The 24,749-nt window shown below is 72.2% G+C and carries 19 protein-coding genes; 14 read left to right on the top strand and 5 right to left on the bottom strand.

Features of this window, described 5'->3' with window-relative positions; all coding sequences use genetic code 11:
* Entirely contained in the window at positions 1-1,674 is a 1,674-nt protein-coding gene (locus ACTFTM_RS22015) for a PucR family transcriptional regulator (RefSeq protein WP_449562377.1), read from the top strand.
* Between the two features lie 146 nt (positions 1,675-1,820).
* On the opposite strand, the gene ACTFTM_RS22010 is transcribed toward ACTFTM_RS22015, so the two are convergent.
* The gene (locus ACTFTM_RS22010; protein ID WP_449562376.1) at positions 1,821-3,170 is read right to left on the bottom strand and encodes a hypothetical protein; all 1,350 of its coding nucleotides are present in this window, start codon (positions 3,168-3,170) and stop codon (positions 1,821-1,823) included.
* 82 nt (positions 3,171-3,252) lie between these two features.
* On the opposite strand from ACTFTM_RS22010, the gene murD reads away from it, so the two are divergent.
* Positions 3,253-4,599 (top strand): UDP-N-acetylmuramoyl-L-alanine--D-glutamate ligase, encoded by a 1,347-nt coding sequence (gene murD, locus ACTFTM_RS22005; protein WP_449562375.1) that lies wholly within the window; start codon positions 3,253-3,255, stop codon positions 4,597-4,599.
* Between the two features lie 51 nt (positions 4,600-4,650).
* On the opposite strand, the gene ACTFTM_RS22000 is transcribed toward murD, so the two are convergent.
* The gene (locus ACTFTM_RS22000; protein ID WP_449562374.1) at positions 4,651-5,601 is read right to left on the bottom strand and encodes a hypothetical protein; all 951 of its coding nucleotides are present in this window, start codon (positions 5,599-5,601) and stop codon (positions 4,651-4,653) included.
* Positions 5,602-5,673: 72 nt separating this feature from the next.
* Between ACTFTM_RS22000 and ACTFTM_RS21995 the strand changes: the two genes are divergently transcribed.
* The 4 genes from ACTFTM_RS21995 to ACTFTM_RS21980 all read left to right on the top strand — a co-directional run bounded on the left by ACTFTM_RS21995 (position 5,674) and on the right by ACTFTM_RS21980 (position 10,203).
* Positions 5,674-6,558, top strand: a complete 885-nt coding sequence (locus ACTFTM_RS21995) for a hypothetical protein (RefSeq protein WP_449562373.1) — start codon at positions 5,674-5,676, stop codon at positions 6,556-6,558.
* Positions 6,555-7,271, top strand: coding sequence for a hypothetical protein (locus ACTFTM_RS21990; protein ID WP_449562372.1), 717 nt, complete (start codon positions 6,555-6,557; stop codon positions 7,269-7,271). The genes ACTFTM_RS21995 and ACTFTM_RS21990 overlap by 4 nt, the downstream gene beginning before the upstream one ends.
* Positions 7,272-7,372: 101 nt before the next feature.
* Entirely contained in the window at positions 7,373-8,671 is a 1,299-nt protein-coding gene (locus tag ACTFTM_RS21985; RefSeq protein WP_449562371.1) for an aspartate aminotransferase family protein, read from the top strand.
* 44 nt (positions 8,672-8,715) lie between these two features.
* Positions 8,716-10,203: a CoA-acylating methylmalonate-semialdehyde dehydrogenase gene (locus ACTFTM_RS21980; RefSeq protein ID WP_449566695.1), complete on the top strand. Its 1,488-nt coding sequence runs from the start codon at positions 8,716-8,718 to the stop codon at positions 10,201-10,203.
* Between the two features lie 363 nt (positions 10,204-10,566).
* Here the strand turns inward: ACTFTM_RS21980 and ACTFTM_RS21975 are convergent, their stop codons facing one another.
* Entirely contained in the window at positions 10,567-11,553 is a 987-nt protein-coding gene (locus ACTFTM_RS21975) for an N-acetylglucosamine kinase (RefSeq protein ID WP_449562370.1), read from the bottom strand.
* Positions 11,554-11,758: 205 nt separating this feature from the next.
* Between ACTFTM_RS21975 and ACTFTM_RS21970 the strand changes: the two genes are divergently transcribed.
* Genes ACTFTM_RS21970 through ACTFTM_RS21950 form a run of 5 tightly spaced genes read left to right on the top strand, consistent with a single transcriptional unit; the run spans position 11,759 to position 16,780 of the window.
* Entirely contained in the window at positions 11,759-12,712 is a 954-nt protein-coding gene (locus tag ACTFTM_RS21970; RefSeq protein WP_449562369.1) for a MurR/RpiR family transcriptional regulator, read from the top strand.
* On the top strand, positions 12,709-13,458 hold the full coding sequence (locus tag ACTFTM_RS21965; protein ID WP_007462484.1) for a sugar isomerase domain-containing protein: 750 nt from the start codon (positions 12,709-12,711) through the stop codon (positions 13,456-13,458). The genes ACTFTM_RS21970 and ACTFTM_RS21965 overlap by 4 nt, the downstream gene beginning before the upstream one ends.
* A 26-nt stretch (positions 13,459-13,484) precedes the next feature.
* Entirely contained in the window at positions 13,485-14,924 is a 1,440-nt protein-coding gene (gene ngcE, locus ACTFTM_RS21960; protein WP_449562368.1) for an N-acetylglucosamine/diacetylchitobiose ABC transporter substrate-binding protein, read from the top strand.
* An 18-nt stretch (positions 14,925-14,942) separates the two neighbouring features.
* Complete coding sequence (locus ACTFTM_RS21955; RefSeq protein ID WP_449562367.1) at positions 14,943-15,851, top strand: carbohydrate ABC transporter permease; 909 nt, start codon at positions 14,943-14,945, stop codon at positions 15,849-15,851.
* On the top strand, positions 15,851-16,780 hold the full coding sequence (locus ACTFTM_RS21950; protein WP_449562366.1) for a carbohydrate ABC transporter permease: 930 nt from the start codon (positions 15,851-15,853) through the stop codon (positions 16,778-16,780). Before ACTFTM_RS21955 ends, ACTFTM_RS21950 begins: the two co-directional genes overlap by 1 nt.
* 6 nt (positions 16,781-16,786) lie before the next feature.
* On the opposite strand, the gene ACTFTM_RS21945 is transcribed toward ACTFTM_RS21950, so the two are convergent.
* Entirely contained in the window at positions 16,787-18,478 is a 1,692-nt protein-coding gene (locus ACTFTM_RS21945) for an ABC transporter ATP-binding protein (protein WP_449562365.1), read from the bottom strand.
* A gap of 50 nt (positions 18,479-18,528) precedes the next feature.
* Entirely contained in the window at positions 18,529-20,253 is a 1,725-nt protein-coding gene (locus ACTFTM_RS21940; RefSeq protein ID WP_449566694.1) for an ABC transporter ATP-binding protein, read from the bottom strand.
* 129 nt (positions 20,254-20,382) lie between these two features.
* Here ACTFTM_RS21940 and ACTFTM_RS21935 point away from each other — a divergent pair, with 129 nt between their 5' ends.
* The 3 genes from ACTFTM_RS21935 (at position 20,383) to ACTFTM_RS21925 (ending at position 24,631) form a co-directional block, all read left to right on the top strand.
* On the top strand, positions 20,383-22,062 hold the full coding sequence (locus ACTFTM_RS21935) for a bifunctional 3'-5' exonuclease/DNA polymerase (RefSeq protein ID WP_449562364.1): 1,680 nt from the start codon (positions 20,383-20,385) through the stop codon (positions 22,060-22,062).
* A 293-nt stretch (positions 22,063-22,355) separates the two neighbouring features.
* A complete protein-coding gene (locus ACTFTM_RS21930) occupies positions 22,356-22,949 on the top strand; it encodes a nucleotidyltransferase family protein (RefSeq protein ID WP_449566693.1) in 594 nt (197 codons plus the stop codon).
* Positions 22,950-23,161: 212 nt separating this feature from the next.
* A complete protein-coding gene (locus tag ACTFTM_RS21925; RefSeq protein WP_449562363.1) occupies positions 23,162-24,631 on the top strand; it encodes a S1 family peptidase in 1,470 nt (489 codons plus the stop codon).
* The last annotated feature ends 118 nt before the right edge of the window (positions 24,632-24,749 follow it).

Below are 24,749 nucleotides of genomic sequence, written 5' to 3'. Positions count from 1 at the left end.
GTGTTCCCTACCGTCCGTGAGGTTCTGGCCCTGGACCCCGTCCGCCACGGTGCTCCGCGCGTGGTGGCCGGGGACGCCGGGCTGGACCGCCCGGTCCGCTGGGTGCACGTCGCCGAGGTGCCCGACATCGCCACCCTCCTCGGCGGCGGCGAGTTGGTGCTCACCACCGGGATCGGGCTGCCGGCCGACGACGCGGGGCTGCGGGCGTTCATCGGCGACCTCGCCGACGTCGGCGTCTCCGGGCTCGTCGTCGAGCTGGGCCGCCGCTACGTCAGCGGCGTACCCCGGGTGATGATCGCCGCCGCGGAGCGGCGCGGCCTGCCCCTGGTCGAGCTGCGCCGGGCCACCCCGTTCGTGCGGATCACCGAGGCGGTGCACGCCCTGATCGTCGACGCGCAGCTCACCGAGCTGCGCGCCGCCGAGGAGATCCACCAGCGGTTCACCGACCTCTCCGTCGAGGGCGCCGACGCGGCCGAGGTGATCCGGCAGGCCGCCGAGTTGTCCGGGTGCCCGGTCGTGCTGGAGAACCTGTCCCGGCAGGTCCTCGGATACGACCCGGCGGGGGAGAGCGCCGAGCTGCTGCTGGACGGCTGGGAGCAGCACTCCCGGCGTATCCGGCCAGCCGGGCGCACCGCGTACGACCCGGACAACGGCTGGTTGGTGACCGTCGTCGGCGCCCGGGGCCAGGACTGGGGACGGCTGCTGCTGCGCTGGCCGGCGAGCGGCGACGCGCCCACTGCCGCTCCCCCCAACCGGCTGAGCATCCTCGTCGAGCGGGCCGCGTCCACCCTCGCGCTGGGCCGGTTGATCCGCCGCGATGCCGAGGGGTTGGAACGGCAGCTCCACCGCACCCTGCTCACGGCTCTGCTCGACCACTCCCGGCCGGTCGACGAGGTGGCGTTGCGTGCCAAGGCGCTCGGTGTGGCGCTGGACCGTCGGCACCTCGTCGGCGTGATGGTCCGCCACCGGGCCGACGACCCCGCCGGCGAGGGTGGCCCCGAAGCCGGTCAGGCCCGGCTGCGCGACCTCTCCGAGGACGTCGGCCAGGCGCTGCGGGAAACCAAACTGGCGGCGCTGACCAGCGCCGTCGACGACAACTCGGTGGGCGCGCTCCTGGCCCTGACCGACCCGGCCGCCGAGGACCGCGCGCTGTCCACGTTCGCCGACGCCCTTCGTCGGGTACGCCTCGACGCCGCCACGGGCCGGGCCGCGTCCAACGCCTCCGCCGGGGTGATCGTCGCCGCCGGATCCGGCGTGAACAGTCTGCGCGAGGCCCGACGGTCGCTCGTCGAGGCGCGGCAGATCGCCGAGGCCGCCCGTCGGGACCGGCGTGACCTGCCCGTCTTCCGGCTGCCGCACGTGGGTCTGGCCGGGCTGCTGCACCTGCTGCGCGACGAGCCCCGGCTCCAGACCTTCGTCGAGCGGGAACTCGGCCCACTCCTGGAGTACGACGCCCAGCATCCCCGGGAGCGGCTGCTCGACACCCTGCGCGCGTACCTGGAGCAGGGGCGCAACAAGTCAGCCGGCGCGGCCGCCGCGCACCTGTCCCGACCGGCGTTCTACGAACGTCTGGCCCGGATAGCCCGCATCCTCGACGTGGACCTCGACTCGGTGGAGGCGAGCCTCTCCCTCCACGTGGCCCTCCTGGCCCTGGAAGCAGTCCGCACCCCCTAACCCCCGGACCCCCACCCCGCCTCCACCCCACTTCCCCCCTGTGATCAAGAGGTTGGCGTCAGGAAAGTCCTCTTCCGTGACGCCAACCTCTTGATCACCGCGAGCAAGCGGGTGGAGGGGTGGGGTGGGTAGGCGGGGTGGGGGGGTTAGGAGAGGGAGGTTAGGGCTTTTGCGTAGGTTGGGGGGATGTGGTTGGGGCCGCCGGGGGTGAAGACGTCCGTGTGCGCCACTGCGGACCAGGCCGTCTCCGGGACCGCCTCCGCCAGGGCGTTGATCACCGGGGCGTCGCGCCACTGGTCCTGCTCGGCGAGCAGGCCGAGCGCCACCACCGACTCCTCGACCTCGCCCACGCACTCGAACGGCTTGTGCCCGTCGACGCCCAGCAGCTCCCGGTAGCCGGGGATCTGGTCCGGGTCGGCGAGCATGTCGCCGCCGAAGATGTGGGTGACCCGTTCCCGGGGCATGAACGGCGCCATGGCCAGGAAGACGAATCGGCACTTCGGGCAGTTCCGGCACCAGCGCTCGGACGCGTCGCGCAGCTTGAAGGCGGCGTTGCAACTGGTCACCACGTCGTCGTACCGCGTGAACTCGGCGAACAGCCGGGCGATGTGCAGCTCGGACAGCGACCGCAGCAGGGAGAAGTACGGCTCGGTGAGCCCGGCGTGCTCCGCCAGCGCCCCTCGCAGCAGCCCCTCGGCCTCCACACCCTTGGACCACTGGTGGTTGATCTCGTGACCGTTCCAGATCAGGTTCGGATCGGACGCGGAACGCTCGTTGGACATCACCACCGGCCCCAGACCGTGCAGCACGGCGGTCGCCACCGCGATCAGGGAGTTGATGGCGGTGACCGGGATGTGGCCGTTCAGCGCGCCGGCGGCGTTGAGGTCGAACAGCACCGGGTCGATCCGCCGGCGGGCGGCGAGAGGGGTCAGCCCGGACGCCTCGTTCACGGAGACGATCACGTGGTTCGGGTTCACCGAGAACGGCACCGGGTCCAACTCGGCGCGGCGCAGCGCCTCCAGGCTCACGATCGAGTCCTTGCCGCCGCCGACGGCCGAGAGCGGGCGACGGTCGGAGTTGTCGTAGACGCGCGGCGACTCCGGTGAGCCGGCCGGCACCTCCGGGCGCAGTTCCAGCACGTACGGCAGCTCGTTGCGGTACGCGTACTCGGCGAGGCCCTTGGTGTAGACGGCCGTGACGTAGTCGACGGTGGCCGCGCCCAGCGGCGCCGGCAGCACCAGTCGGGGCGGCGCGGCGGTCTTGTAGTAGCTGACCCCGGCGACGAGGTGCAGCACCTCCAGGACCCGGTTGAGGGTGGCCACCGTCTCGTCCGACGGCGGCTCCGCCGGCAGCGGGAGCGTGATCACCTCGGTGAACCGCTGCTCGCCGCCCGGGCCGGTCAACGCGTAGTCGAACAACACCTCGCCGGTGGCAAAGTCGATCGAGTAGGACGGGAAGGTGAAGGCGTCCATCCGCCGGAGCTGCTCGTTGGGCACACGCCATACTAGGCCCTGGTTCGTCCGGCCGTGTCCGGACCGGGCCCCGCCAGCCGCCGCCGTGACCCCCGAGGAGAGCCCCGTGCGCCTGTCTGACCTGCGCGGACGTACCGTCGCCGTCTGGGGCACCGGTCGGGAGGGCCGGGCCGCTGTGACCGCCATCGCGGCGCACGGCCCCGCCGAGCTGGTCGCCGTCGACGACAGCGCCAACTTCCTGTCCCTGCCGTGGGACGGGCCGCTGGCCGAGGCGGCGCCGCTGGTCAGCGGTGAGGAGGGCTTCGCCCGGCTGGCCGCCGCGGACGTGGTGGTCCGCTCGCCCGGAGTGCCGCAGACCCATCCGTGGCTGGTCGAGCTGCGGCGACGCGGCGTCCCGGTGACCCAGGGCACCGCCCTGTGGATGGCCGACCACGCCGCCCGCACCGTCGGGGTCACCGGCAGCAAGGGCAAGAGCACCACCTCCAGCCTGATCAGTCACCTGCTCACCGCGATGGGCCGATCCAACGTCTTCGGCGGCAACATCGGGGTGCCCACCCTCGACCTGCCCGACGCCGAGCTGTACGTGTTGGAGCTGTCCAGCTACCAGTGCAGCGACCTCACCGACTCACCCCGGGTCGCCGTGGTCACCGCGCTGTTCCCCGAACACCTGGACGCGCACGGCGGGGAACGGGAGTACTACCGCGACAAGCTCAACCTGCTCGCCCACGATCCGGAGACGATCGTGGTCAACGGCGCAGACCCGCGGCTCGCCGCCGAACTGGGTGAGCTGCCCGCGGTGCGGGCCGGCCGTCCCGACACCACCCACGTCGCCACCGGGGCCGACGGCACTCCCTGGTTCCACCTCGGTGACCAGCCGCTCTTCCCGCGTGCGGTGCTGCCGCTGGTGGGCCGGCACAACGAGGGCAACCTGTGCGTCGCGCTCGCCGTGCTCGACGCGCTCGGCGTCGACGTGGTGACCGCGAAGGATCACCTCGCCGTCGCCGTCGCCGAGTTCCAGGGGCTCGCCCACCGGCTCACCGAGATCATCGACCCGTCCGGGTTGACCTTCGTCGACGACACGCTGGCCACCAGCCCGTACGCGGCCATGCACGCCATCGACGCGTACGACGGGCGGCCGTTGACGGTGATCGTCGGCGGCAACGACCGGGGTCTGGACTACACCCCGTTGGCCGAGCATCTGGCCGAGCGCGAGCTGACCGTCATCGGCATCCCGGACAGCGGCGCCCGGATCGTCGAGGTGCTGGCGAACCTGCCGAAGGTGCGGACGGAGCTGGTCGACGACCTGGTGGACGCGGTACGGCTGTCCCGGGAGGTCACCCCGGCGGGCGGGGTCGTGCTGCTGTCCCCGGCCGCCCCCAGCTACGGCCGGTTCCGCAACTTCGAGCACCGCTCCGAGGTCTTCGCCCAGGCCGTCCGCGACACCGCCGGCTGAGCCCGACGCCCTGACGCCGCCGGCTGAGCCCCGCGCCGGGACTCCGCCGGCTCAGCGCAGGCTCTCGTGCAGGGCGCGCATCGAGCGGATCGCCGAGCGGACCTCCTGGAGGTAGCGGCCCGGTGTGAGGGTCTGCTCGGGCAGCACCGCCGGATCGGCCACCGCCGGATCCACCCCGACCGTGTCGATGCCGCAGCCGTACGGCAGGGCCAGGGTGCGCAGCGCGTCGCAGTGCTGGAACGGCACGTAGATGGGCGCGGTGACCATCAGCACCTCGTCACCCGGGGCGAGCCGCGCGTGCCCGGCCCAGAACCGTTGCGTGTCGGCGGTGTGCGCCCGTCGCCGGTCCGGTTCGCTGGACGGCGCGGCCAGCACCCGGACCGGTGGGAGACCCGCCGGTCGGTAGGTCCGCGACGACCAGGAGTGGTGCGGGTGGCCGGTGTCCACACCGGCCTGCTCCGTCGGTTCGGCCACCTCGAACACCCGCCGCACGGCGGTGTCCAGCACGTCCACCTCGGTCTCGTCGGCCGGCAGACCGGCGTCGGCGAGGGTGGCCCGTTCCCATTCGGACAGCGGTCGGAAGCTGCCCAGCACGGCCACCTCGCCGCGCACCGTCAGGCCGGCGCGCAGCAGGTGCTTCGCGTACCCGACGCGCCGTACGCACGCGTGCGCCAGACCGCCGAGCACGACCAGGTGGGCGTACGCGGACCGGGCCGGTGGCACCGGGTGGACGAGCCCGAGCGCGGCGGCCGCGTCGAGGACCAGCGTCGCGGTGGCCGGATCGAGGTCCGGCTCGCGCGCGTCGGGTCGTTCCCGGCCGTTGCGGAAGTCCCAGTGGCGGGCGGAGAAGTCGTCCAGGAACCGCAGCGCCTCGGCGAGGTCACCGGGCGGCTGGTCACCGCCGAAGTGCCGGACGAGGCCGCGCAGCGGGGTGGAGCGGACCCAGGCCTCGACGTCGGGGGTGATCCGCTCGGCGACCGTACCTGTCTGCGCTTCCTGCACCTGCCGGATGCTACCGGCTCGCTGTTGTGGCTGGTCTTTACGCTGGTCGCAGCGGCTGATGGGGGGACTTCGATGACCCGTGACGTGGCGCGCCCGCGGCGCAGGGGTGGCACCTCCGCGAGCGGTTTCCTCCGCCTGGTGGCGCACACCGACCCGGTGGCGCTGGTCGGCATCACGTTGTCGATCACCCTCAGCGTCCTGCTCGACCTCACCGGCGCGGCCTCGGGCGTGGAGTCGCTGCTGGCCGGCCTGATGGGCATCACCATCTCGCTGCTGGTGGACTCGCTGGCCCGCGCGGAGCGCCGGTTCCACCTGCGGACGCTGCTGGACGGTCCACCGTGGCTCGCGCACACCGCCACGGAGGTGGTCGTCGCGATGCGGGAGGCGACGGAGCAGCACGCCGGTACGCGGGTCGCGGTGGAGGCGCGGCGACGCTACGAGCAGTTCCGGCTGGAGGCCGAGGGGTTCGCGCAGGGGCGCATCATCCGCCGGGGCGACGAGGACGAGGACCTGCTCGGCGCGACCCGCGCCTGTGGACACCGGCTGGACGCGTTGACGAACGTGATGCCCCGGGCGAGTGGGGAGCTGAGCTGGTGGCGTGGCGAGATCGGCCGCCGCTACTGGGAGGCGAACCTCGACGCCCTGCGCCGGGGGGTACGGATCACCCGGGTCTTCGTCTACGCCGCGATGACCGACGAGTTGTCCGAGCTGGTGGGCCGGCAACGTGCGGCCGGGGCCCGGGTGGGTCTGCTGCCCTTCGGCGCGGTGGGTTCGCACCTCCTCGTCAACCTGACGCTCTGGGACTCGTCGAGCTGCTGGGAGGCCCGGATGACCGCCCACGGCGAGATCGGCGAGAACCAGTTCTCCGTCAACCGCGCGGACGTCGAGCGACTGACCCGGGTGTTCGACGCCTGCGCGAGCATGGCGACCTTCGAGGACACGACGCCGGCGCCATGACGTGGAGCGCCGTCCTGCTGGTGACGGCCGTGGTCTGGGCGGTGAGCGTGATCCGCTCGGTACGGCTCCGGGCGCTGGTCTACAGCCTTCCGTTGCCGATGACGCTCGCCCTGGTCACCACCGGGTACGGCGTCGGCGGCGCGCAGGTGCTCGGCGTGCTCGGGCTCAACCTCTTCTTCGTCACCGTGGCGCTCACCCACCAGCGGCTGCGCTGGCCCATCCTGCTCGCCGACGGCGCGGGGATCGCCGTCTACGTGGCGTTGAGCGCCGGCCTGGTGGCCGTCGACGTCCCGTTCGAGGTGGCTCTCGCCGGCACGCTCGTGCTCTGGGCGGCGGGCATGCTGCTGCGCAAACGTCGCGCCCGACCGGTCACCGTCAGCGCTGACGGGCCAGCCGCACCAGGGCTGCCCGTGCCGCTCAAGCTGGTGGTGATCTTCCTGGGGGCGGTCCTCACCGCGCTGCTCGGGGCCGTGTTGCGGGCGATGGTGGTGACGTTCCCGTACTCGGGGGTGCTGGTGGCCGTCGAGGCGCGACACCAGTTGTCCGAGTTCACCTGGCACTTCGCCCGCAACAGCCTCGCGCTCGTCGCGTTCCTCGCCGCCCACCACTACGTCCAGGACGTCTCGACGGTCGGCGCGCTGGGGACCGGCTGGGCGGCCTTCGCGGTGGTCGCCGCCGCCCTGCACCTGCCGTGGCGTCCGCGGGCGGCGTGACTGTCAGGTCGTACCCGCTCTGCGCTACACCCTGCCAGTTGTCCGCGCCGGCCGGCGGTGGGAGCGTGCGGTATCCACGAACGCCGCTGAAGGGTGCCACGATGACCGACGACCTGCTGGCCCGGCACCGGGCCGTGCTCCCGTCCTGGATGCCCCTCTATCACGACGAGCCGATCGAGCTGGTCTCCGGCTCGGGTCGCCGGGTCACCGACGCGCAGGGCCGCAGCTACCTGGACTTCTTCGGCGGCGTGTTGACCAACATGATCGGCTACGACATCCCGGAGATCCGGGAGGCCGTCGAGCGGCAGCTCGCCACCGGCATCGTGCACACCTCGACGCTCTACCTGATCCGTCAGCAGGTCGAGTTGGCCGAGAAGATCGCCCAGCGCTCCGGGATCCCGGACGCCCGGGTGTTCTTCACCAACTCGGGCACCGAGGCGAACGAGGCGGCGCTGCTGTTCGCCACCAACCACCGCCGCTCGCACCAGGTCCTGGCGGTGCGCAACAGCTACCACGGTCGGTCGTACGCGGCGATGGGCGTCACCGGCAACCGCACCTGGTCGGCCAGCGCGCTCAACCCGTTGCAGGTGGCCTGGTTGCACTCCGGTGACCGGGTACGCGGCCTGCTGGCACGGTTGAGCGCCGACGAGCGCGTCGACGCGGCCGTGGAGGACCTGCGTGAGGTGCTGGCCACCCAGACGTCCGGCGACGTGGCCGCGCTGATCGCCGAGCCGATCCAGGGCGTGGGCGGGTTCGTGCACCCACCGGACGGGCTCTTCGCCGCGTGGAAGAAGGTCCTCGACGAGCACGGCATTCTGTTCATCGCCGACGAGGTGCAGACCGGCTGGGGGCGTACCGGCGAGCACTTCTGGGGCTACCAGGCGCACGGCATCACCCCGGACCTGCTCACCTTCGCCAAGGGCATCGGCAACGGTTTCGCCCTGGCCGGGGTGGTCGGCCGGGCCGAGGTGCTCCAGGCGGTGCCGGGGATCAGCTTCTCCACCTTCGGCGGCAACCCGATCTCGACGGCCGCCGGCAACGCGGTGCTCGACTACCTGATCGCGCACGACCTCCAGGCGAACGCCGCCCGCGTCGGCGCGATCCTCGCCGACGGCCTGCGGTCCGCCGTGGGCGGTCTCGACTGCGTCGCCGAGGTACGGGGAAAGGGGCTCATGCTCGGCGTCGAGTTCGTCCGGTCGGGCAGCGGCGAGCCGGACCCGGCGATGACCAACCGGGTCTTCGAGGCGTGCCGCGCCGGCGGTCTGCTCACCGGCAAGGGCGGCCTGTACGGCAACGTGCTGCGGATGGGTCCACCGTTGACGCTTACCGAGGAGGAGGCCCGCGAGGGCCTGGCGATCCTCGTCGACGCGATCCGCTCGTCGGCGGAGGTGACGGCGTGAGCACCGGCGGTCCGGGCGGCGTGAGCACCGGCGGTCCGGGCGGCATGAGCATCGGCCACTTCGTGGACGGCAAGCGTGTGGGTGGCACGTCCGAGCGGCGGGGCGACGTGTTCGATCCGGCCACGGGTCGTCGTACCGCCGAGGTCGAGCTGGCCTCGACCGCGGACGTGGATGTGGCGGTGCGGTCCGCCGCCCGCGCGGCCCGCGACTGGCGCGACGCGTCGCTGGCCCGGCGGTCCGCCGTGCTGTTCGCGTTCCGGGAACTGGTGCACGCCCGCCGCGACCGGCTCGCCGAGGTGATCACGGCCGAGCACGGCAAGGTGCTCGCCGACGCCGCCGGCGAGGTGCAGCGTGGCCTGGAGGTCATCGAGTACGCCTGCGGCCTGCCCTCGGCGCTGCGCGGCGCGTTCAGCGAGAACGTCTCCACCGAGGTCGACTCGTACACGATCCGGCAGCCGGTCGGCGTGGTGGCGGTGATCTCGCCGTTCAACTTCCCGGTGATGGTGCCACTGTGGTTCGTGCCGGTGGCGGTGGCCTGCGGCAACGCTGTCGTGCTCAAGCCGAGCGAGAAGGACCCCGGCGCGGCGCTGCTGCTGGCCGAGTGGTTCGCCGAGGCCGGCCTGCCGGACGGGGTGTTCAACGTGGTGAACGGCGACGCCGAGGCCGTCGACGCGCTGCTGGACCATCCGGAGGTGCGTGCGGTGTCGTTCGTCGGGTCCACGCCGATCGCCCGGCACGTCTTCCAGCGCGGCACCGCCGCCGGTAAGCGGGTCCAGGCGCTCGGTGGGGCGAAGAACCACATGGTGGTGCTCCCCGACGCCGACCTCGACCTGGCGGCCGACGCGGCGGTCAACGCCGGGTTCGGCTCGGCGGGGGAGCGGTGCATGGCCATCTCGGTGCTGGTGGCCGTGGAGCCGGTGGCGGACGCCCTCGTGGAGCGGATCGCCGCCCGGATGGCCGGACTGCGCACGGGGGACGGCCGGCGGGGATGCGACATGGGTCCGCTCGTCACCGCCGCGCACGCCGAGCGGGTGCGGTCCTACGTGGACGCGGGCGTTGCCGCCGGGGCGGTGCCGGTGGTCGACGGCCGGGACGTGACGCCCGACGGCGACCCGGACGGGTTCTGGCTCGGCCCGACCCTGTTCGACCGGGTCACACCGGACATGACGATCTACACCGACGAGATCTTCGGGCCGGTGCTCAGCGTCGTGCGGGTCGGCTCGTACGACGAGGCCGTGGAACTGGTCAACGCCAGCCCGTACGGCAACGGCACTGCCATCTTCACCAACGACGGCGGCGCGGCGCGGCGCTACCAGCACGAGGTGGAGGTGGGCATGGTCGGCATCAACGTGCCGATCCCGGTGCCCATGGCGTACCACTCGTTTGGCGGCTGGAAGTCGTCCCTCTTCGGCGACCTGCACGCCCACGGCGAGGACGGGGTGCGGTTCTTCACCCGGGGCAAGGTGGTCACCAGCCGGTGGCTGGACCCGCGCCACGGTGGCGTCGACCTCGGGTTCCCCACCCAAACCTGACCGATACCGATCACCCCTGCTCCTCCCGGCCGCCGCCTCGCGTGCCCTTCAAGATCTGCACAACATCGCTGAAACTGCTGCCTCCCGGCTCGTTGAGGCAGCAGTTTCAGGGAAAGTGCGCGGATCTTGGGCGGCGCGGCCGCGGGTCGGGCACGTTGAGGTGCGTGTGGAGGGTCGGGCCTGCGCCATGATCGTGCTCGTTCCTGGATGTAGTCCCCTCCGCGCGGCGTGAGGCCACTACACCCTGGTTCGAGCGCGATCATGACGGCGCGGCCCCGTGGCGGCGGGCCGGTACGGCACGGGTTCGCGTGGCGGGGGCCCACATGGCAGGCGCCCGTCCGGCGTGGCCGCGCCAGGGCGGGGTCAGGGGGTGGGGAAGAGGAGCGCGTGCAGGGCTGCCGGGTCGGCGAGCTCGGGTAGGTCGCGGGCGGCGAGCCAGGCGGCCGCGGCTGCCCCGTCGCCGGCGGTACGCAGGGGCGCCGACGGCCAGCGTCGACCGATCTCGGCGCGGACGGCCGTGGCGAGCGGGGTGTCCGCGATGAGCAGTCCGCCGCCGAGCACGACCGGCGTCGTCGACTGCGCCGGGCGGATGCGGGTGACGCTCTCGGCCAGGTGGGCGGCGGCCTCGGCGATCAGCGCGGTGGCGACGGGTTCGCCGTCGGTCGCGGCGGTGACGACGAGTGGCGCCAGCCGTGCGAGGTCGATCGGCGGTCGGCGGGTGACCGCCTGGATCGTGGCGTCCACGGTGTCGCGTGATCGGGGGGCGACGTCGGCACTGCCCACCAGTTCGGTGAGCACGGCCGCGCCCAGCGCGCCGGGGACAGCACCGGTGTCCAGGTCGGCGAGGAGTCGGCGGACCGCCTCGCGGCCGAGCCAGAAGCCCGATCCGGCGTCGCCGAGCAGCCATCCGTGACCGTCGGCGACGCGGTCGAGCCGCAGGTCGACGACCTGCGCGGTGATCGCGCCGGTGCCGGCGATGAGGATCGTCCCGTCGGGTTCGGCGGTGCCGGAGGCGTAGGCGACGAGGGCGTCGCCGTGCACGGTGTAGGGGCAGCGCAGGCCGGCGTCGTACCAGGCCCGGTCGAAGGCGGCCCGTCCGGCGGGGTCGGCGAGCAGCCGGGCCGCTCCGGCCAGCCCGATGGTGCCGGCGGCCACCCGGGTCGGGTCGACGTCGGCGAGCGCGGCGCGCAACGCGGTCGACACCTCGGCGGCGGCGCGTTCGGCGCCGTGGCTGGTGGGATTGCCGCCGCCGGCCTTACCGGTGCCGAGGCGTTCGCCGGCGAGGGTCAGGGCGGTCGCCCGGGTGGACGTACCCCCGACGTCGAGGCCGACCACGACGGTGTCGGACATCGGCACGGGCCTCCTTGCGGTGCGCGGTCATGGGCCTGTTCATGCTGGTCGGCGCGGCCCGGTGGGGCAACTCCGGGTGGCTCGCGGGGGCTGTGCGCCAGGTAACAGTTTGAAAACTTCGCCCACAGTCTTGACACGGAGGGCCCTTCAGTAAGAACTTTTACCACTAACAGTTAACAGTCTTTTCGGAAAGGTGAGGCGTCCCATGGTTGATCACGAGGTGGACACTGCCGCGGGGACCGCGGTGGTCGACGCCCACGGGATCGACCGAAGGAGCGCGGCCTCCGACGGGGTGCTGGCCCGGGTCCGCAACGGGCTCAGTGAGCTGACCGGCGCGCTGCGCCGGGTCGCCGACCACGTGCTCAGCGACCCCGAGGCCGCGGCGCGCTCGACCATCGTGGAGCTGGCCGAGCGCAGCGGCACCTCACCGGCCACCATCACCCGCTTCTGCCGGGCCATGGGCTTCGAGGGGTACGCCGACCTGCGCCTCGGCATCGCCGCCGAGACCGGCCGGGCCCGCTCGGCCGGCTGGACCGTCGACATCGGCCGCGAGATCCAGCCGAACGACCCCCTCGCCCGGGTCCTCGACCAGATCATGGCCGCCGACACCCGGGCCATGCACGACACCGCCGCGCTGCTCGACCTCGGCGAGGTGGAACGCGCCGCGGTGGCGATCGCCGGCGCGAACCGGGTGAACATCTTCGGGGCCAGCGGCAGCGCGCTCGTCGGCGAGGAGATGCAGTTCAGTCTGCACCGCATCGGGGTGGCGGCCTGGGCCTGGAGCGACGTGCACGAGGGACTGGCCAGCGCGGCGCTGCTCGGCGTCGGCGACGTCGCGCTCGGCATCTCGCACACCGGCCAGACCCGGGAGACCATCGAGATGCTGGCCGAGGCGGGCAGCCGGGGCGCCACGACCCTCGCCCTGACCGGCTTCCCCCGCTCGCCGTTGGCCGAGCTGGCCGACATCGTGCTGCTCACGGCCAGCCAGGCGACCACCTTCCGGCCGGACGCCCTCTCCGCCCGCCACCCGCAACTGGTGGTGCTCGACCTGCTCTACATCGCCGTCGCCCAGCGCACCCACGACCGCGCCCACGCGGCCTTCCGGCGTACCGCGCAGGCCGTCGACGGGCACAAGGCCGCGAAGGGAAGCCTGTCATGATCAGTGCTCAGGGGTACGCGGACGCCGTCCGCCCGGTGCTCGACCGCCTGCTCGACTCGGAGGCCGACGGGATCACCCGGGCCGCCGACCTGATCGCCGACAGCCTGCGCGCCGGCGGCGTGCTCCAGGCGTTCGGGGCCGGGCACTCCGAGGCGTTCGCCGCCGAGCTGGTCGCCCGCGCGGGCGGGCTCGTCCCCACGAACCGGCTCTCGGTACGGGACCTGGTGGTGCACGGCGACGCCCCGCGTGACGTGCTCGCCGACCCGAAGCTGGAACGTGATCCCTCCATCGCCCACCAGATCTACGCGCTCGCGGCGCCCCAGCCGCGCGACGTGTTCGTGGTGGCGTCCCAGTCCGGCATCAACGGCTCGGTGGTCGAGCTGGCGGCGCTGGTCACCGAGCGCGGTCATCCGTTGATCGCGGTCACCTCGGTCGAGCACACCGCGCGGGTGGCGCCACGGCACCCGTCCGGTCAACGGCTCGCCGACCTCGCCGACGTCGTGCTGGACAACGGCGCGCCGTACGGTGACGCACTGCTGCCGCTCGAGGGCGGCGGCGCGGTCTGTGCGGTCTCCTCGGTCACCACGGCGCTGCTGGCGCAGTTGCTGACCGCCGAGGTCGTACGACGGTTCCACCAGGCCGGGGAGGTACCCCCTATCTACCTCTCCGCCAACGTCCCCGGCGGGGACGAGCACAACATCGCCCTCGAGTCGCGGTACGCCGGGCGTCTCCGGCGTACCGCCTGACCCGAATTCCACAAGGAGAGACGACGATGTCGATTACCCCCGAGCACCCGGCCGCGCTCGACCGTCGCACGGTGCTGCGTCGCGCCGCCGCCGTGGGCATGCTCGCCACTCCGGCCATCGGCCTGCTCAGCGCCTGCGCGACGAGCAGCGGCGGTGACAAGGACAACGAGAAGGCCGCCGAAGGCACCAAGAGCGAGAAGAACCCGCTGGGCGTCAAGGAGGACGCGCCGATCGAGGTGATCATCTTCAATGGTGGTTACGGCGAGAAGTACGCGACCGACGTGCACGAGCCGCTGTACAAGGCGGCGTTCCCCAAGGCGGAGATCAAGCACCAGTCCACGCAGGCCGTCTCCACGGTGCTTCAGCCGCGGTTCGCGTCCGGAAACCCGCCGGAGTTCGTGAACAACTCGGGCGAGAAGCTGATCGACTTCGGCTCGCTGGTCGCCGACGGTCAGCTCCAGGACCTCACCGAGCTGTGGGACGCCCCGTCGGTCGACGACCCGGCCAAGAAGGTCCGCGACACCGTCGTGCCGGGCACCGTCGAGGCGGGCTCGTTCAACGGCAAGCCGTACGTGCTGTACTACGTCTCCACCGTCTTCGGCATCTGGTACTCCGGCAAGCTGTTCAAGGACAACGGCTGGGCGCCGGCGAAGACCTGGGACGACTTCATCAAGCTGCTCACCGCCATCAAGGCCAAGGGCATCACGCCGTACGGGTACGCGGGCGCGAACGCGGCCTACTACCAGTGGAACGTGATCCTCACCCATGCTGCCAAGATCGGTGGCACGGACGTGCTGAAGAACATCGACAACCTGGAGGACGGCGCCTGGAAGCAGGACGCGGTCAAGCAGGCCGCCGCGGCGTGGGCCGAGGTCGGGGCGAAGTTCAGCGACAAGAGCTTCGAGGGGCTCAAGCACACCGACGTCCAGCTGCGGCAGAACCAGTACAAGGTCGCCCTCTACCCCAGCGGTGACTGGCTGGAGGGTGAGCAGAAGAAGGACACCCCGGCCGGCTTCGACTACCAGCTCATGCCGGTGCCGAGCCTCACCGCGTCGGACAAGCTGCCGGCCACCGCCCTGCGGGCCACCGCGGGCGAGGGCTACTTCGTCTCGGCGAAGAGCAAGAACCCCAAGGGCGGTCTGGAGTACATGCGCCAGATGCTGTCCAAGGCGGGCGCGAAGGGCTTCACCGAGGTCGTCAAGGCCCCGACCGTGGTCACCGCCGGCTCGGAGGGCTTCGCCTTCCCGCCCGGTGTGGCCAGCTCGCAGGCCGCGCTCAAGGCGGCCGGCCAGGACGTGTTCAACCTGTACTTCGACGGCTGGTACAAGGAGCTCGACACGGAGGCGCGCAGCGCCACCAACGAGCTGATGTTCGGCCGGATCAACGCGGACGCCTTCGTGGAGCGGATCCAGAAGCGCGCCGACGCGATCAAGAAGGACAGCTCGGTCGCCAAGTTCAAGCGCTGATCGATCGGAGCTAGGGTCATGCGGCACGGCAAGTATCCGTTCGTGGTCGGGTTCCTGTTCCTCCCGGTCACGCTGTACGTGACATTCGTGATCTGGCCGTACATTCAGGCGTTCCAGATCTCGATGACCAACTGGCGGGGGCTCTCCGCCCCGCAGTGGGTGGGCTTCGACAACTACCGGAGGCTGCTCGACGACGGCGCCTTCTGGAAGGCGGTCCAGCACCACGGCGTACTGCTGCTTGCCCTGCCGCTGATCACGATCGCCATCGCGCTGTTCTTCGCCTTCCTGCTCAACGTGGGTGGCAAGAGCAGCGGTGGCCAACGCCAGGGGGTCTGGGGGGCGAAGTTCTACCGGGTGGTGTTCTTCTTCCCCCAGGTCCTGGCGGTGGCGATCATCGCGGTGCTGTTCCAGATGGTCTACCGGCCGAACGAGTCCGGCCTGATCAACGGTGTGTTGATGAAGTTCGGCCTGGAGCCGATCCTCTTCCTCATCAAGCCGAACCTGGCGCTCTGGTCGATCATCGCGGTGCTGGTCTGGCAGGCCGTCGGCTTCTACGTGGTGCTCTTCTCGGCCGGGATGGCCTCCATCCCGGGCGAGATCTACGAGGCCGCGGAGATGGACGGGGCGACCAGGGTGACGCTGTTCTTCCGGGTCACCCTGCCGCTGCTCTGGGACACCCTCCAGGTCGCGTGGGTGTACCTGGGCATCGCGGCGTTCGACGCGTTCGCCATCGTGGCCGTGCTCTCGGTGGACGGCGGTGGCCCGGACGGCGCCACCACCGTCCTGGCCATGGAGATCTACCGCAACGCGTTCGTCTACTCGAAGTACGGTTACGCCTCCGCGATGGGCGTGGCGCTCTTCTTCCTCACCATCACGTTCGCGGCGCTGACGCTGCGGCTCACCAAGCGGGAAAGCGTGGAGTACTGATGAACCCGCAGTCGACGCTGCCGCCGACGCCGGCGGCGCTACCGCCGAAGACCGGCGATCCGTCCGCGTCCGGCGGTCGGGGTGGCAAGGGGCCCCGCTCGGAGGTACGGCTCTTCGCCAGCCTCGGGCACATCGCGCTCGCCGTGTGGGCGGTGATCGTGATCGTCCCGATCCTGTGGACCTTCCTCGCCGCGTTCAAGAACACCAGTGAGATCTTCAGCAGCCCGTGGACGCTCCCGGCGGAGCTGCGCTGGGAGAACTTCGGCCGGGCCTGGACCAAGGCGCACGTCGGCCGGTACTTCCTCAACAGCGTCTTCGTGGTCGCGTGCAGCACCTTCGGCACCATGCTGCTCGGCTCGATGGCCGCGTACGTGCTGGCGCGCTACAAGTTCTGGGGCAACCGGGCGATCTACTTCCTGTTCGTCTCCGGGCTGGCGTTCCCGGTGTTCCTGGCCCTGGTGCCGCTGTTCTTCGTGGTGAAGCAGCTCGGCATGCTGGACACCTACCAGGGCGTCATCCTGGTCTACATCGCCTACTCGCTGCCGTTCACGATCTTCTTCCTGGCCGCGTTCTTCAAGACGCTGCCGTCCTCGGTCGCCGAGGCGGGGATGATCGACGGCTGTGGGCACACCCGGCTGTTCTTCCAGGTCATGATGCCGATGGCGAAGCCGGGCCTGATCAGCGTGGCGATCTTCAACATCATCGGACAGTGGGCGCAGTACCAGCTCCCGTTGGTGCTGCTCTCCAACGCCAAGGACAAGTGGGTGCTCACCCAGGGCATCGCCGACATCTCGGTCAACGCCGGCTACGAGGCCGACTGGTCCGGGCTGTTCGCCGCGCTGACCATCGCCATCCTCCCGATGATCATCGTGTACGCGGTCTTCCAACGTCAGATCCAGGCGGGCCTCACCTCCGGCGCGGTCAAGTAACGCCGGTCACCGCGCGTCGGCGCGGGCGTGCCACGAGCGCCAGAGCGCCGCGTACGCCCCGCCGGCTGCGACGAGGTCGTCGTGGCTGCCGATCTCGGTGATCCGGCCGTCCGCCAGGACGGCCACCCGGTCGGCGTCGTGCGCGGTGTTCAGCCGGTGCGCGATGGCGATGACCGTCCGCCCGACGAGCACGGCCGCGAGGGCCCGCTCGGTCCGTCGGGCGGTGCTCGGGTCGAGAGCCGCGGTCGCCTCGTCCAGGATCAGCGTGTGCGGGTCGGCGAGCACCAACCGGGCCAGCGCCAACTGCTGGGCCTCGGCCGCGCCGAGCTGCCGGGCTCCGTCGCCGAGCGCGGTGTCCAGCTCGTCGGGCAGCGCGTCGAACCAGTCGGCGCCCACCGTGGCGAGCGCGGCCCGCATCTGCTCGTCGGTCGCGTCCGGGGCGGCGAACGCCAGGTTGTCGCGGACCGAGCCGATGAAGACGTGGTGCTCCTGGGTGACCAGGGCGATCCGCCGTCGTCGTTCGGCCGGGTCCAGGTCGGTGACCGGGCAACCGCCGATGCTGACGACGCCCTGCCGCGGCGCGTCGATCCCGGCGAGCAGCCGGGCCAGCGTCGACTTGCCCGCGCCCGAGGGACCGACGATCGCCAGCCGTTCGCCGGGCCGCACCTCCAGGTCGATGCCGTGCAGCACGTCATGGCCGTCGGCGTACGAGAACCGCGCCCCCCGGACGACGAGCCGCTCGCCCCGCGACGTGGCCGTGCCGCCGGGCGGCTCGGGTGGGACCAGCCCGACCCCGAGCACCCGGGCGTACGACGCGAACCCACGCTGCGCCTGCTCGGTCCACTGCAACAGGCGGTCCATCGGGTCGATGGCCTGTTGCAGGTAGAGCGCGGCGGCGACCACTGACCCGAGGGACACCAGGTCGGCGGAGAGCAGGTAGCCGCCGACGAGCAGGACCAGGGCGATCGGCAGGGGATAGCTGGCCTCGACCACGGAGAAGAACACCGTACGCAGGGCGAGCGTCGCCCGGCGGGCCTGCCACACCCGGGCGACGCGGGCGGTGCCGTACCGGACGCGGTCGTCGGTGAGCCGTAGCGCCTCGACGGTGCGGGCGCCCTCGGCGGTCGTGGTCAACGCCTCGGTCAACTCGGCCGCCTCCGCGCCCTCGGTGAGGTACGCGGAGCTGGCCCGCCGCAGGTACCACCGGGTCGCGGCCACGATCGACGGCAGCCCGGCCAGCGCCGCGAGCCCGAGCAGGGGGTGCAGCAGGAACACCGCGCCGAACAGCAACGTCAACTGCACCGAGGCGATGACGATGGTGGGCGCGACGTCGCGGACCGTGGTGCCGACGGTCGCCACGTCGACCGAGCTGCGGGTCGCCAGGTCCCCGGCGCCGGCCCGCTCCACGACCGACACGGGCAGGGCGAGTGTCCGGTCGACGAACTGTTCGCGCAGCTCGGCGACGGCGCGTTCGCCGAAGCGGTGACCGGCGTACTGGGCGTACCGGGCGAGCAGCGCGCTCACCACGACGCAGCCGGCGATGGCCAGGGCCAGCCGGTCGACCGTCGCCACGTCCGCGCCCGCCGTGACCCGGTCGACGATGGTGCCCAGCAGCCACGGCGGGGCCAGCCCGGCGAGCGCGGCGGCGCTGTGTAGCGCCAGCACGACGCCGACCGCCCGGCGATGTCTGCTGATCATGTCTCGTAGGGCGCGACGTACGGTGCCGCGGTCCGCGATCGGCAGGCGGCTCACCGGTAGGCCTCCTCGGCGTCGGAGTGCTGCTCGTCGTCGCTGCCGCGGGCCACCAGGCGCCGGTAGCCGGGGACGTATTCGAGCAGGCCGTCGTGGGTGCCGGTGGCGGTGATCCGGCCCCCGCTCAGGTACGCGACCTCATCGGCGCGGCCGAGCAGCAGGGGAGAGGTGGCGAGCAGCACCGTGGTCCGCCCGGCCCGCGCGGCGCGTAGCCGTTCGGCTATCCGGGCCTCGGTGTGCGCGTCCACGGCCGAGGTGGGGTCGACGAGGATCAGCACCTCCGGCTCGGCGAGCAGCGCCCGGGCCAGGCGTACCCGTTGGCGTTGACCGCCGGACAGCGTCCGCGCCCGGGCATCCAGCGGGGTGTCCAGTCCGGCCGGCAGGGCGTCGACGATGTCGTCGGCCGACGCTGTCCGCAGGGCGGCGCGGACCTCGTCGTCGTCGGTTCCCGGCCTCAGCACGTCGCGCAGCGCGCCGGCGAAGAGGTACGAGTCGTGGTCGGCGACCAGGATCCGGGCCCGGACCTCGTCCAGGGCGACAGCGGTCAGCGGCACCCCGCCCCAGGTGACGTCGCTGCTGACGTACCGGCCGAGCCGGTCGGCCAGCGCCACGGCCTCGGCCGGGTCGTCGGCGGCCACCGCGGTCAGCCGGCCGACCCGGACGGTCAGCCCGGTCGACGGGTCGCGCAGGTCGGCGGGACCGGTCGGCGCGGGCACGGCGTCCGGGTCGCGGGCGCCGGGGACACCGGCCGGCCACCGGCGGCCCGGCCCACCGACGTCGTCCGGGGCGAGCCGGAGCAGGCCGGCGATCCGCCGGGCGGCGACCCGACCCCGGATGAGCTGGTGACTGCCCTCCAACAGGAACCAGACCGGCACGATCAGCGTCGCCACGTAGCCGTAGACGGCGACAAGCTCGCCGACCGTGACGTCGCCGGTGACGGCCATCCGCGCGGTCAACCACACCACCGCCGCGAGGAACAGGCCGGGGATGGCGACCGTCGCCGCGTCGATCCAACTGATCACCGCGCCGACGCGGTAGCCCTCGGCGCGCAGGGCCTGCGATCGGCTCGCGTACCGGCGGGCGAAGAGGTCCCGGCCGCCCACCCCGGCGAGCACGCGGAGCCCGGCCACGATGTCGCCGGACCGGGCGGTCAGCGCGCCCTGCTGTCCGCGGTAGACCGACTCGGCCCGTTCGAGCCGGCGCAGCAGCGGCCCGACGACGAGCGCGACCGCCGGCACGCCCACCAGCACGCAGAGCGCGAGCAGCGGGGAGATCGACCAGAGCACCACGGCGATGACGCCGTACGCGACGACCGCCCCCACCCCGGGCCCGGTCAGCGTCAGCACCTGCGCCGACCACTCGATGTCGGACCCGCCGACGGTGGCCACCTCACCGGCAGCGGAGCGGCGGGGCAGCGCCGCGCCGACCCGGGACAGGTGACGCAGCAGCACCTCGGCGGAGCGGGCCTTGGCGTCCTCCCGGATGAAGGTCATCGTGCGGTGCCGCATGATCCCCAGGTACGACAACCCCACTCCCGCCACGACGATCGCCGCGACCCAGAGGACCAGGGCACGGGTGTCGTGGTCGCGCAGCCCGTCGTCGACCGCGCGGGCGATCAGGTAGGGCCGGACCGACAGCCCGACCATCCAGGCCGTGCCGAGCAGGCTGCCGCGCAGCACCCGTCCGGGCTGGCGACGGACCAGCCACCACAGGTACCGCATCGGACCGCGGGTGTCGGGGGTGCCGGGGTCGGGGTGCGGGATCTGGACGGGCACTCGGTCACGCTACCGAGCGGCGGGCCGACCCACCGACCCGTTTTCCTGTCGGAGGGGGAAGGCAGAATCACATTCGTGCTGGTGGCGGTGGTGGCGGATGAGCAGGGTGGGGGAGAGCTGCGCCCGCTGGACGCCGCCGGCCGCCCTGCCGGCCCGACCGAGACCGTCACCGATCTCGCGTCCGCGGTGGCCGCCCGGGAGGCGGCCGAGCGGCCGCGCTGGGTCTGGGCGACCGCCGGCACGATCTACCCGGCGCTGCTGCGGGCGGGGGTGCGCGTCGAGCGGTGCCACGACGTGGAGTTGACCGAGGCGTTGCTGCTCGGGCACGCCGGCCGGTGGGGTGAGCCCCGTGCGCTGGCCGCCGCCTGGGCCCGCCTGACCGGCGGGCCGGTGCCGGCCGACCCGCTACCGCGCGCCGCCGCGCCGCCCGGCCACGGCCAGGGCGCGCTCTTCGACACGCTGCCCGGCCCGCCGGGCCCGGGCATCGAGGCACTGACCCAGGTGTACGCCGATCAACTCGCCCGGGTCGTGAGGACCGAGCACCCCGGCCGGTTCCGGTTGCTGGTGGCCGCCGAGTCGGCTGGCGCCCTGATCGCGGCGGAGATGGGCGCAGCCGGGCTGCCCTGGCGCGCCGACGTGCACGACGAGATCCTCGCCGAGATGTTGGGCGAGCCGTCTCCGGTCGGCGGGCCACCGCGCCGGTTGGCCGAGTTGGCGGCCCGGATCGCCGACGCGTTCGGCGTCCGTCGGCTGCACGCCGACTCCCCGGCCGAGTTGCTCAAGGCGTTCGCCCGGGCCGGCGTGGAATTACCCAACACCCGGGCCTGGGTGTTGCGCGGCGTCGACCACCCCGCGGTGCCGTTGGTGCTCGAATACAAGGAGCTGTACCGGATCTGGACGGCGCACGGCTGGTCCTGGCGTGAGCAGTGGGTGCGCGACGGGCGGTTCCAGCCGGAGTACGTGCCGGGTGGGGTGGTCTCCGGCCGCTGGGCGACCCGTGGCGGCGGCGCGTTGCAGATCCCCAAGGTGATCCGCCGGGCGGTGGTGGCCGACCCGGGCTGGCGGCTGGTGGTGGCCGACGCCGGCCAGTTGGAGCCCCGCGTCCTGGCCGCGGTCTCCGGGGACGCGCGGCTGGCGGCGGCGGGCGGCGCCGGCGACCTGTACGCCGCGCTGGCCCGTGAGTCGTTCGGCGGTGACCGTCCCCGGGCCAAGGTGGCGCTGCTGGGTGCCATGTACGGACAGACCGGTGGGGCGGCGGTGCCCGCGCTCGCGGTGCTGAGACACAGCTACCCGACGGCGTTCGGCTACGTGGAGGCGGCGGCGCGTACCGGCGAGGCGGGCGGCCTGGTGCGGTCCTGGTTGGGACGGACGTGTCCGCCGGGCGGCGTCGGGTTCGCCGACCCGGACGAGGGGCCGGTCGACCCGGACGCGGCCGCCGACCGGCAGAGCCCGCGGGCGCGTGCCGCGCGGTCCCGAGGCCGCTTCACCCGCAACTTCGTCATCCAGGCCACCGCCGCCGAGTGGGCCTCCACGCTGCTGGCCACGTTGCGCGCCGAGTTGGCCGGCACCGATGCCGAACTGGTCTTCTTCCAGCACGACGAGGTGATGGCGCACTGTCCCGCCGAGCAGGCCGAGCAGGTGGCGGCGGCGGTGGACCGGGCGGGCGAGCGGGCCACCGCGCTGCTGTTCGGTGACACCCCGGTGCGCTTCCCGCTCGACCTGTCCATAGTCGACTGCTACGCCGACGCCACCTGATCCGCCCGCCTCAGCCGGTTCACCGTGGCCTGCGCGGCGTGCGGGACCCGTGGCGCGATGATCGACTCCAGATCGGCGACCCGGGGGTGTTCGCGCGTCGGGATACCGCCAGGTCCGCGATCTGGGGTGGATCGGCCCGTCGATGGCGGTCCTTTGCGTAACGGTTGCACTATTTTCCCTTTTCGCCCCGCTACCCGTTCGTGGCCCTCCTCGTTGCAGTGTCCGTAGGAGGGGCCGGCCGGTCACGGACGGTCCCGCGCTTGAGGGGGCCCCAGCTGAACCGGACCGCAGGAATGATCATCGCCGCAGGTGGCGGACGCCGTATCGGAGGTCCCGAGGCGCTGCTGCACCAGGGGGAGAAGCCACTGGTCAACCAAATGATCGACACGATGACCGAGGCGGGCTGCGCGCAGATCGTGGTCGTGCTGGGAGCCGCAGCCGACACGGTCCGGGAGACCGCCGACCTGGACAAGGCCACCGTGGTGGTCAACAAGGCGTGGGGCACCGGGGTCGGCTCGTCCATCCGCGCCGGCCTGGCCGCGATGGACGACGCGGGCATCGAGGCGGTGGTGGTGGTGCCGGTCGACATGCCGGGCCTGACCGCCGCCGCCGTACGCCGGGTGGCCGCGCTGCCGTACCCGGACGTGCTGGTCTGCGCCACCTACGACGGGCTGCGCGGCTACCCGATGCTGTTCGGCCGCCGACACTGGCCCGGCATCGCCACACTGGCGAGCGCCGACGTGGGCGCGCGGCCGTACCTGCTGGCACACAAGGACCAGATCGTCGACATCGCCTGCGACTCGGTGGCCGACGGCAGCCGCGTCGACACGCCGGAGCTGATGGAGCTCTACGGCCTCACCGTCCCGCCGCAGCGGCTCGGGGTCTAGGTCGCCGCCACGGTCGCCGCCACGGGGGCGGACGGCAGTGAGCGATATACCTCAAAGTCGTATTGACGCCCATGAGGTATGCCGCTCATTGTGCACGCAGTTGCCCTCCACTAGCCTGTGGCTGCGCGGTCTCGCTTCCACGGGGGTTGATGTGACATCGCCGTTGTCGCTTGCCTTTGCGCGCCTGGCTGCCTGGTCGGGCAGCCAGCACAGTGTGTGCCAGCAAGCAGACGGGGCAATGGGTGAGATTTACCAGTATGGGTTGGCGGGCTGGCTTGACGCTTGCCATGGTGGCTGCGGGCCTGACGTCGTCGGGGCTGCCGGCGCAGTCGGCTGTCGGCGTCGCAGCGCCGGACGGCGCCTATCCGTTCGTCGTCAAACTGGCGATCGGGGCCCCGGGCCAGGCGGGAAGCTCCGCTTGTTCGGGTGCACTGGTCGCGGCGCAGTGGGTGATCACGGCCACGAGTTGCTTTGGCTCGGCCGGTGTTGTCGCCGGTCCGCCGCCGCGTCCGACGACGGCGACCGTCGGGCGCACGAGTCTGGGATCCTCCACGGGCGCGGTCGTCGCCATCGACAGACTCGTGCCGCATCCCGGGCGGAACGTGGTCCTCGCCCGGTTGACGAACCGGGTCGACAACGTCATGCCCGTCCGGCTGAGTTCGGTCGTGCCCCGCTACGGGCAGGTGCTCCGCGTTGCGGGCTACGGCCGAACCGCGACCGAGTGGGTCCCCGACCGCCTGCACACCGCGCAGTTCACGGTGGGCTGGTGGGCCGACCAGACGGCGACGACGTTCGACGTCACGGGCCGCGACCCGGTGAACGCGACCATCTGCAAGGGCGATGCCGGCGGCCCCGCCTTCCGGGAACGTGCCGGCACGCTCGAACTGGTCGCCATCAACGGCACGTCCTGGCAGGCCGGATGCATCGGCGAGACCGGAACCCGGCGCGGTGCGGTCGAGATCCGTGTCGACGATCTCGCTGACTGGATGCGCGGCACCATCATCGACTTCCCCGTCGCCGATGGCTCGCTGTACCGGGAGACGGCGGGCGCGATCTCCGTCATCGCCGGCGGAGCGCCCATCTGGTTCGACAGTGTCGACGAGATCGCGGCCACCGGCTACCCACGGTCCTGGACCGACGTTCCCAACGGCACGTTCGGGCTGCTGTCGGCCGTCCCGCGCAACGGCACCGTGGTGTCCGCGCCGCAGCACGGCATCTACGTGGTCGCCGGTGGCGCGAGGATCTGGTTCGCCAGCCCGCAGGAGATCGTCGACACCGGCTACGGTGGCGTGGCGCCGACAGTCGTGCCCACGCGATACCTCGACGGATTCCCCACCATCCCGCGTGACGGCACGGTGGTGTCGGGTCCGAACCACGGAATTTACGTCTTTGTCGGTGGCGCGATGGTCTGGTTCAACAGTCCACAGGAAATCGTCGACACCGGGTACGGCGGTGTGGCGCCGGCAATTCTGCCCACCCGATATCTCGACGGCGTCTCCGGCGTTCCCCGCGACGGCACAATGGTGCAAGATCCGCAGGGGAATGTCTACCTGATCGTCGGCGGTGCCAAGAAGTACTTCCGATCGTGGGACGAGATCGTCGATAGCGGGTACGCGGACGCGCCGCTCACGACCCTGCCGGCCCGATACATCGACGCGCTGCCGACGGTGCCGTCTGACTGACGGCCGGGGACCCTCTCGTTCCGCCGGCAGGCCTGCCCCGGACGACCGTTGATGCGGTGACCATCAACGAACTGGATGCGCTCGGCTCCGGCCGAGCGCATCCAGCGTGTCGGAGTTC

This window comes from Micromonospora sp. RB23, assembly GCF_053585025.1.
Note: the sequence above shows the minus strand (reverse complement) of the source record. Positions and strands in the feature narration are given on the sequence as shown.

What these genes read in the sequence shown, in the direction of transcription:
- ACTFTM_RS21930 (WP_449566693.1), top strand. Translation starts at nt 22,356, where the DNA reads ATGATCATCGCCGCAGGTGGCGGACGCCGTATCGGAGGTCCCGAGGCG.
- ACTFTM_RS21970 (WP_449562369.1), top strand. Translation starts at nt 11,759, where the DNA reads ATGGTTGATCACGAGGTGGACACTGCCGCGGGGACCGCGGTGGTCGAC.
- ACTFTM_RS21940 (WP_449566694.1), bottom strand. Translation starts at nt 20,253, where the DNA reads ATGCGGTACCTGTGGTGGCTGGTCCGTCGCCAGCCCGGACGGGTGCTG.
- ngcE (WP_449562368.1), top strand. Translation starts at nt 13,485, where the DNA reads ATGTCGATTACCCCCGAGCACCCGGCCGCGCTCGACCGTCGCACGGTG.
- ACTFTM_RS21945 (WP_449562365.1), bottom strand. Translation starts at nt 18,478, where the DNA reads ATGATCAGCAGACATCGCCGGGCGGTCGGCGTCGTGCTGGCGCTACAC.
- ACTFTM_RS21950 (WP_449562366.1), top strand. Translation starts at nt 15,851, where the DNA reads ATGAACCCGCAGTCGACGCTGCCGCCGACGCCGGCGGCGCTACCGCCG.
- ACTFTM_RS21955 (WP_449562367.1), top strand. Translation starts at nt 14,943, where the DNA reads ATGCGGCACGGCAAGTATCCGTTCGTGGTCGGGTTCCTGTTCCTCCCG.
- ACTFTM_RS21975 (WP_449562370.1), bottom strand. Translation starts at nt 11,553, where the DNA reads ATGTCCGACACCGTCGTGGTCGGCCTCGACGTCGGGGGTACGTCCACC.
- ACTFTM_RS21995 (WP_449562373.1), top strand. Translation starts at nt 5,674, where the DNA reads ATGACCCGTGACGTGGCGCGCCCGCGGCGCAGGGGTGGCACCTCCGCG.
- ACTFTM_RS21985 (WP_449562371.1), top strand. Translation starts at nt 7,373, where the DNA reads ATGACCGACGACCTGCTGGCCCGGCACCGGGCCGTGCTCCCGTCCTGG.
- ACTFTM_RS21990 (WP_449562372.1), top strand. Translation starts at nt 6,555, where the DNA reads ATGACGTGGAGCGCCGTCCTGCTGGTGACGGCCGTGGTCTGGGCGGTG.
- ACTFTM_RS21965 (WP_007462484.1), top strand. Translation starts at nt 12,709, where the DNA reads ATGATCAGTGCTCAGGGGTACGCGGACGCCGTCCGCCCGGTGCTCGAC.
- ACTFTM_RS21980 (WP_449566695.1), top strand. Translation starts at nt 8,716, where the DNA reads ATGAGCATCGGCCACTTCGTGGACGGCAAGCGTGTGGGTGGCACGTCC.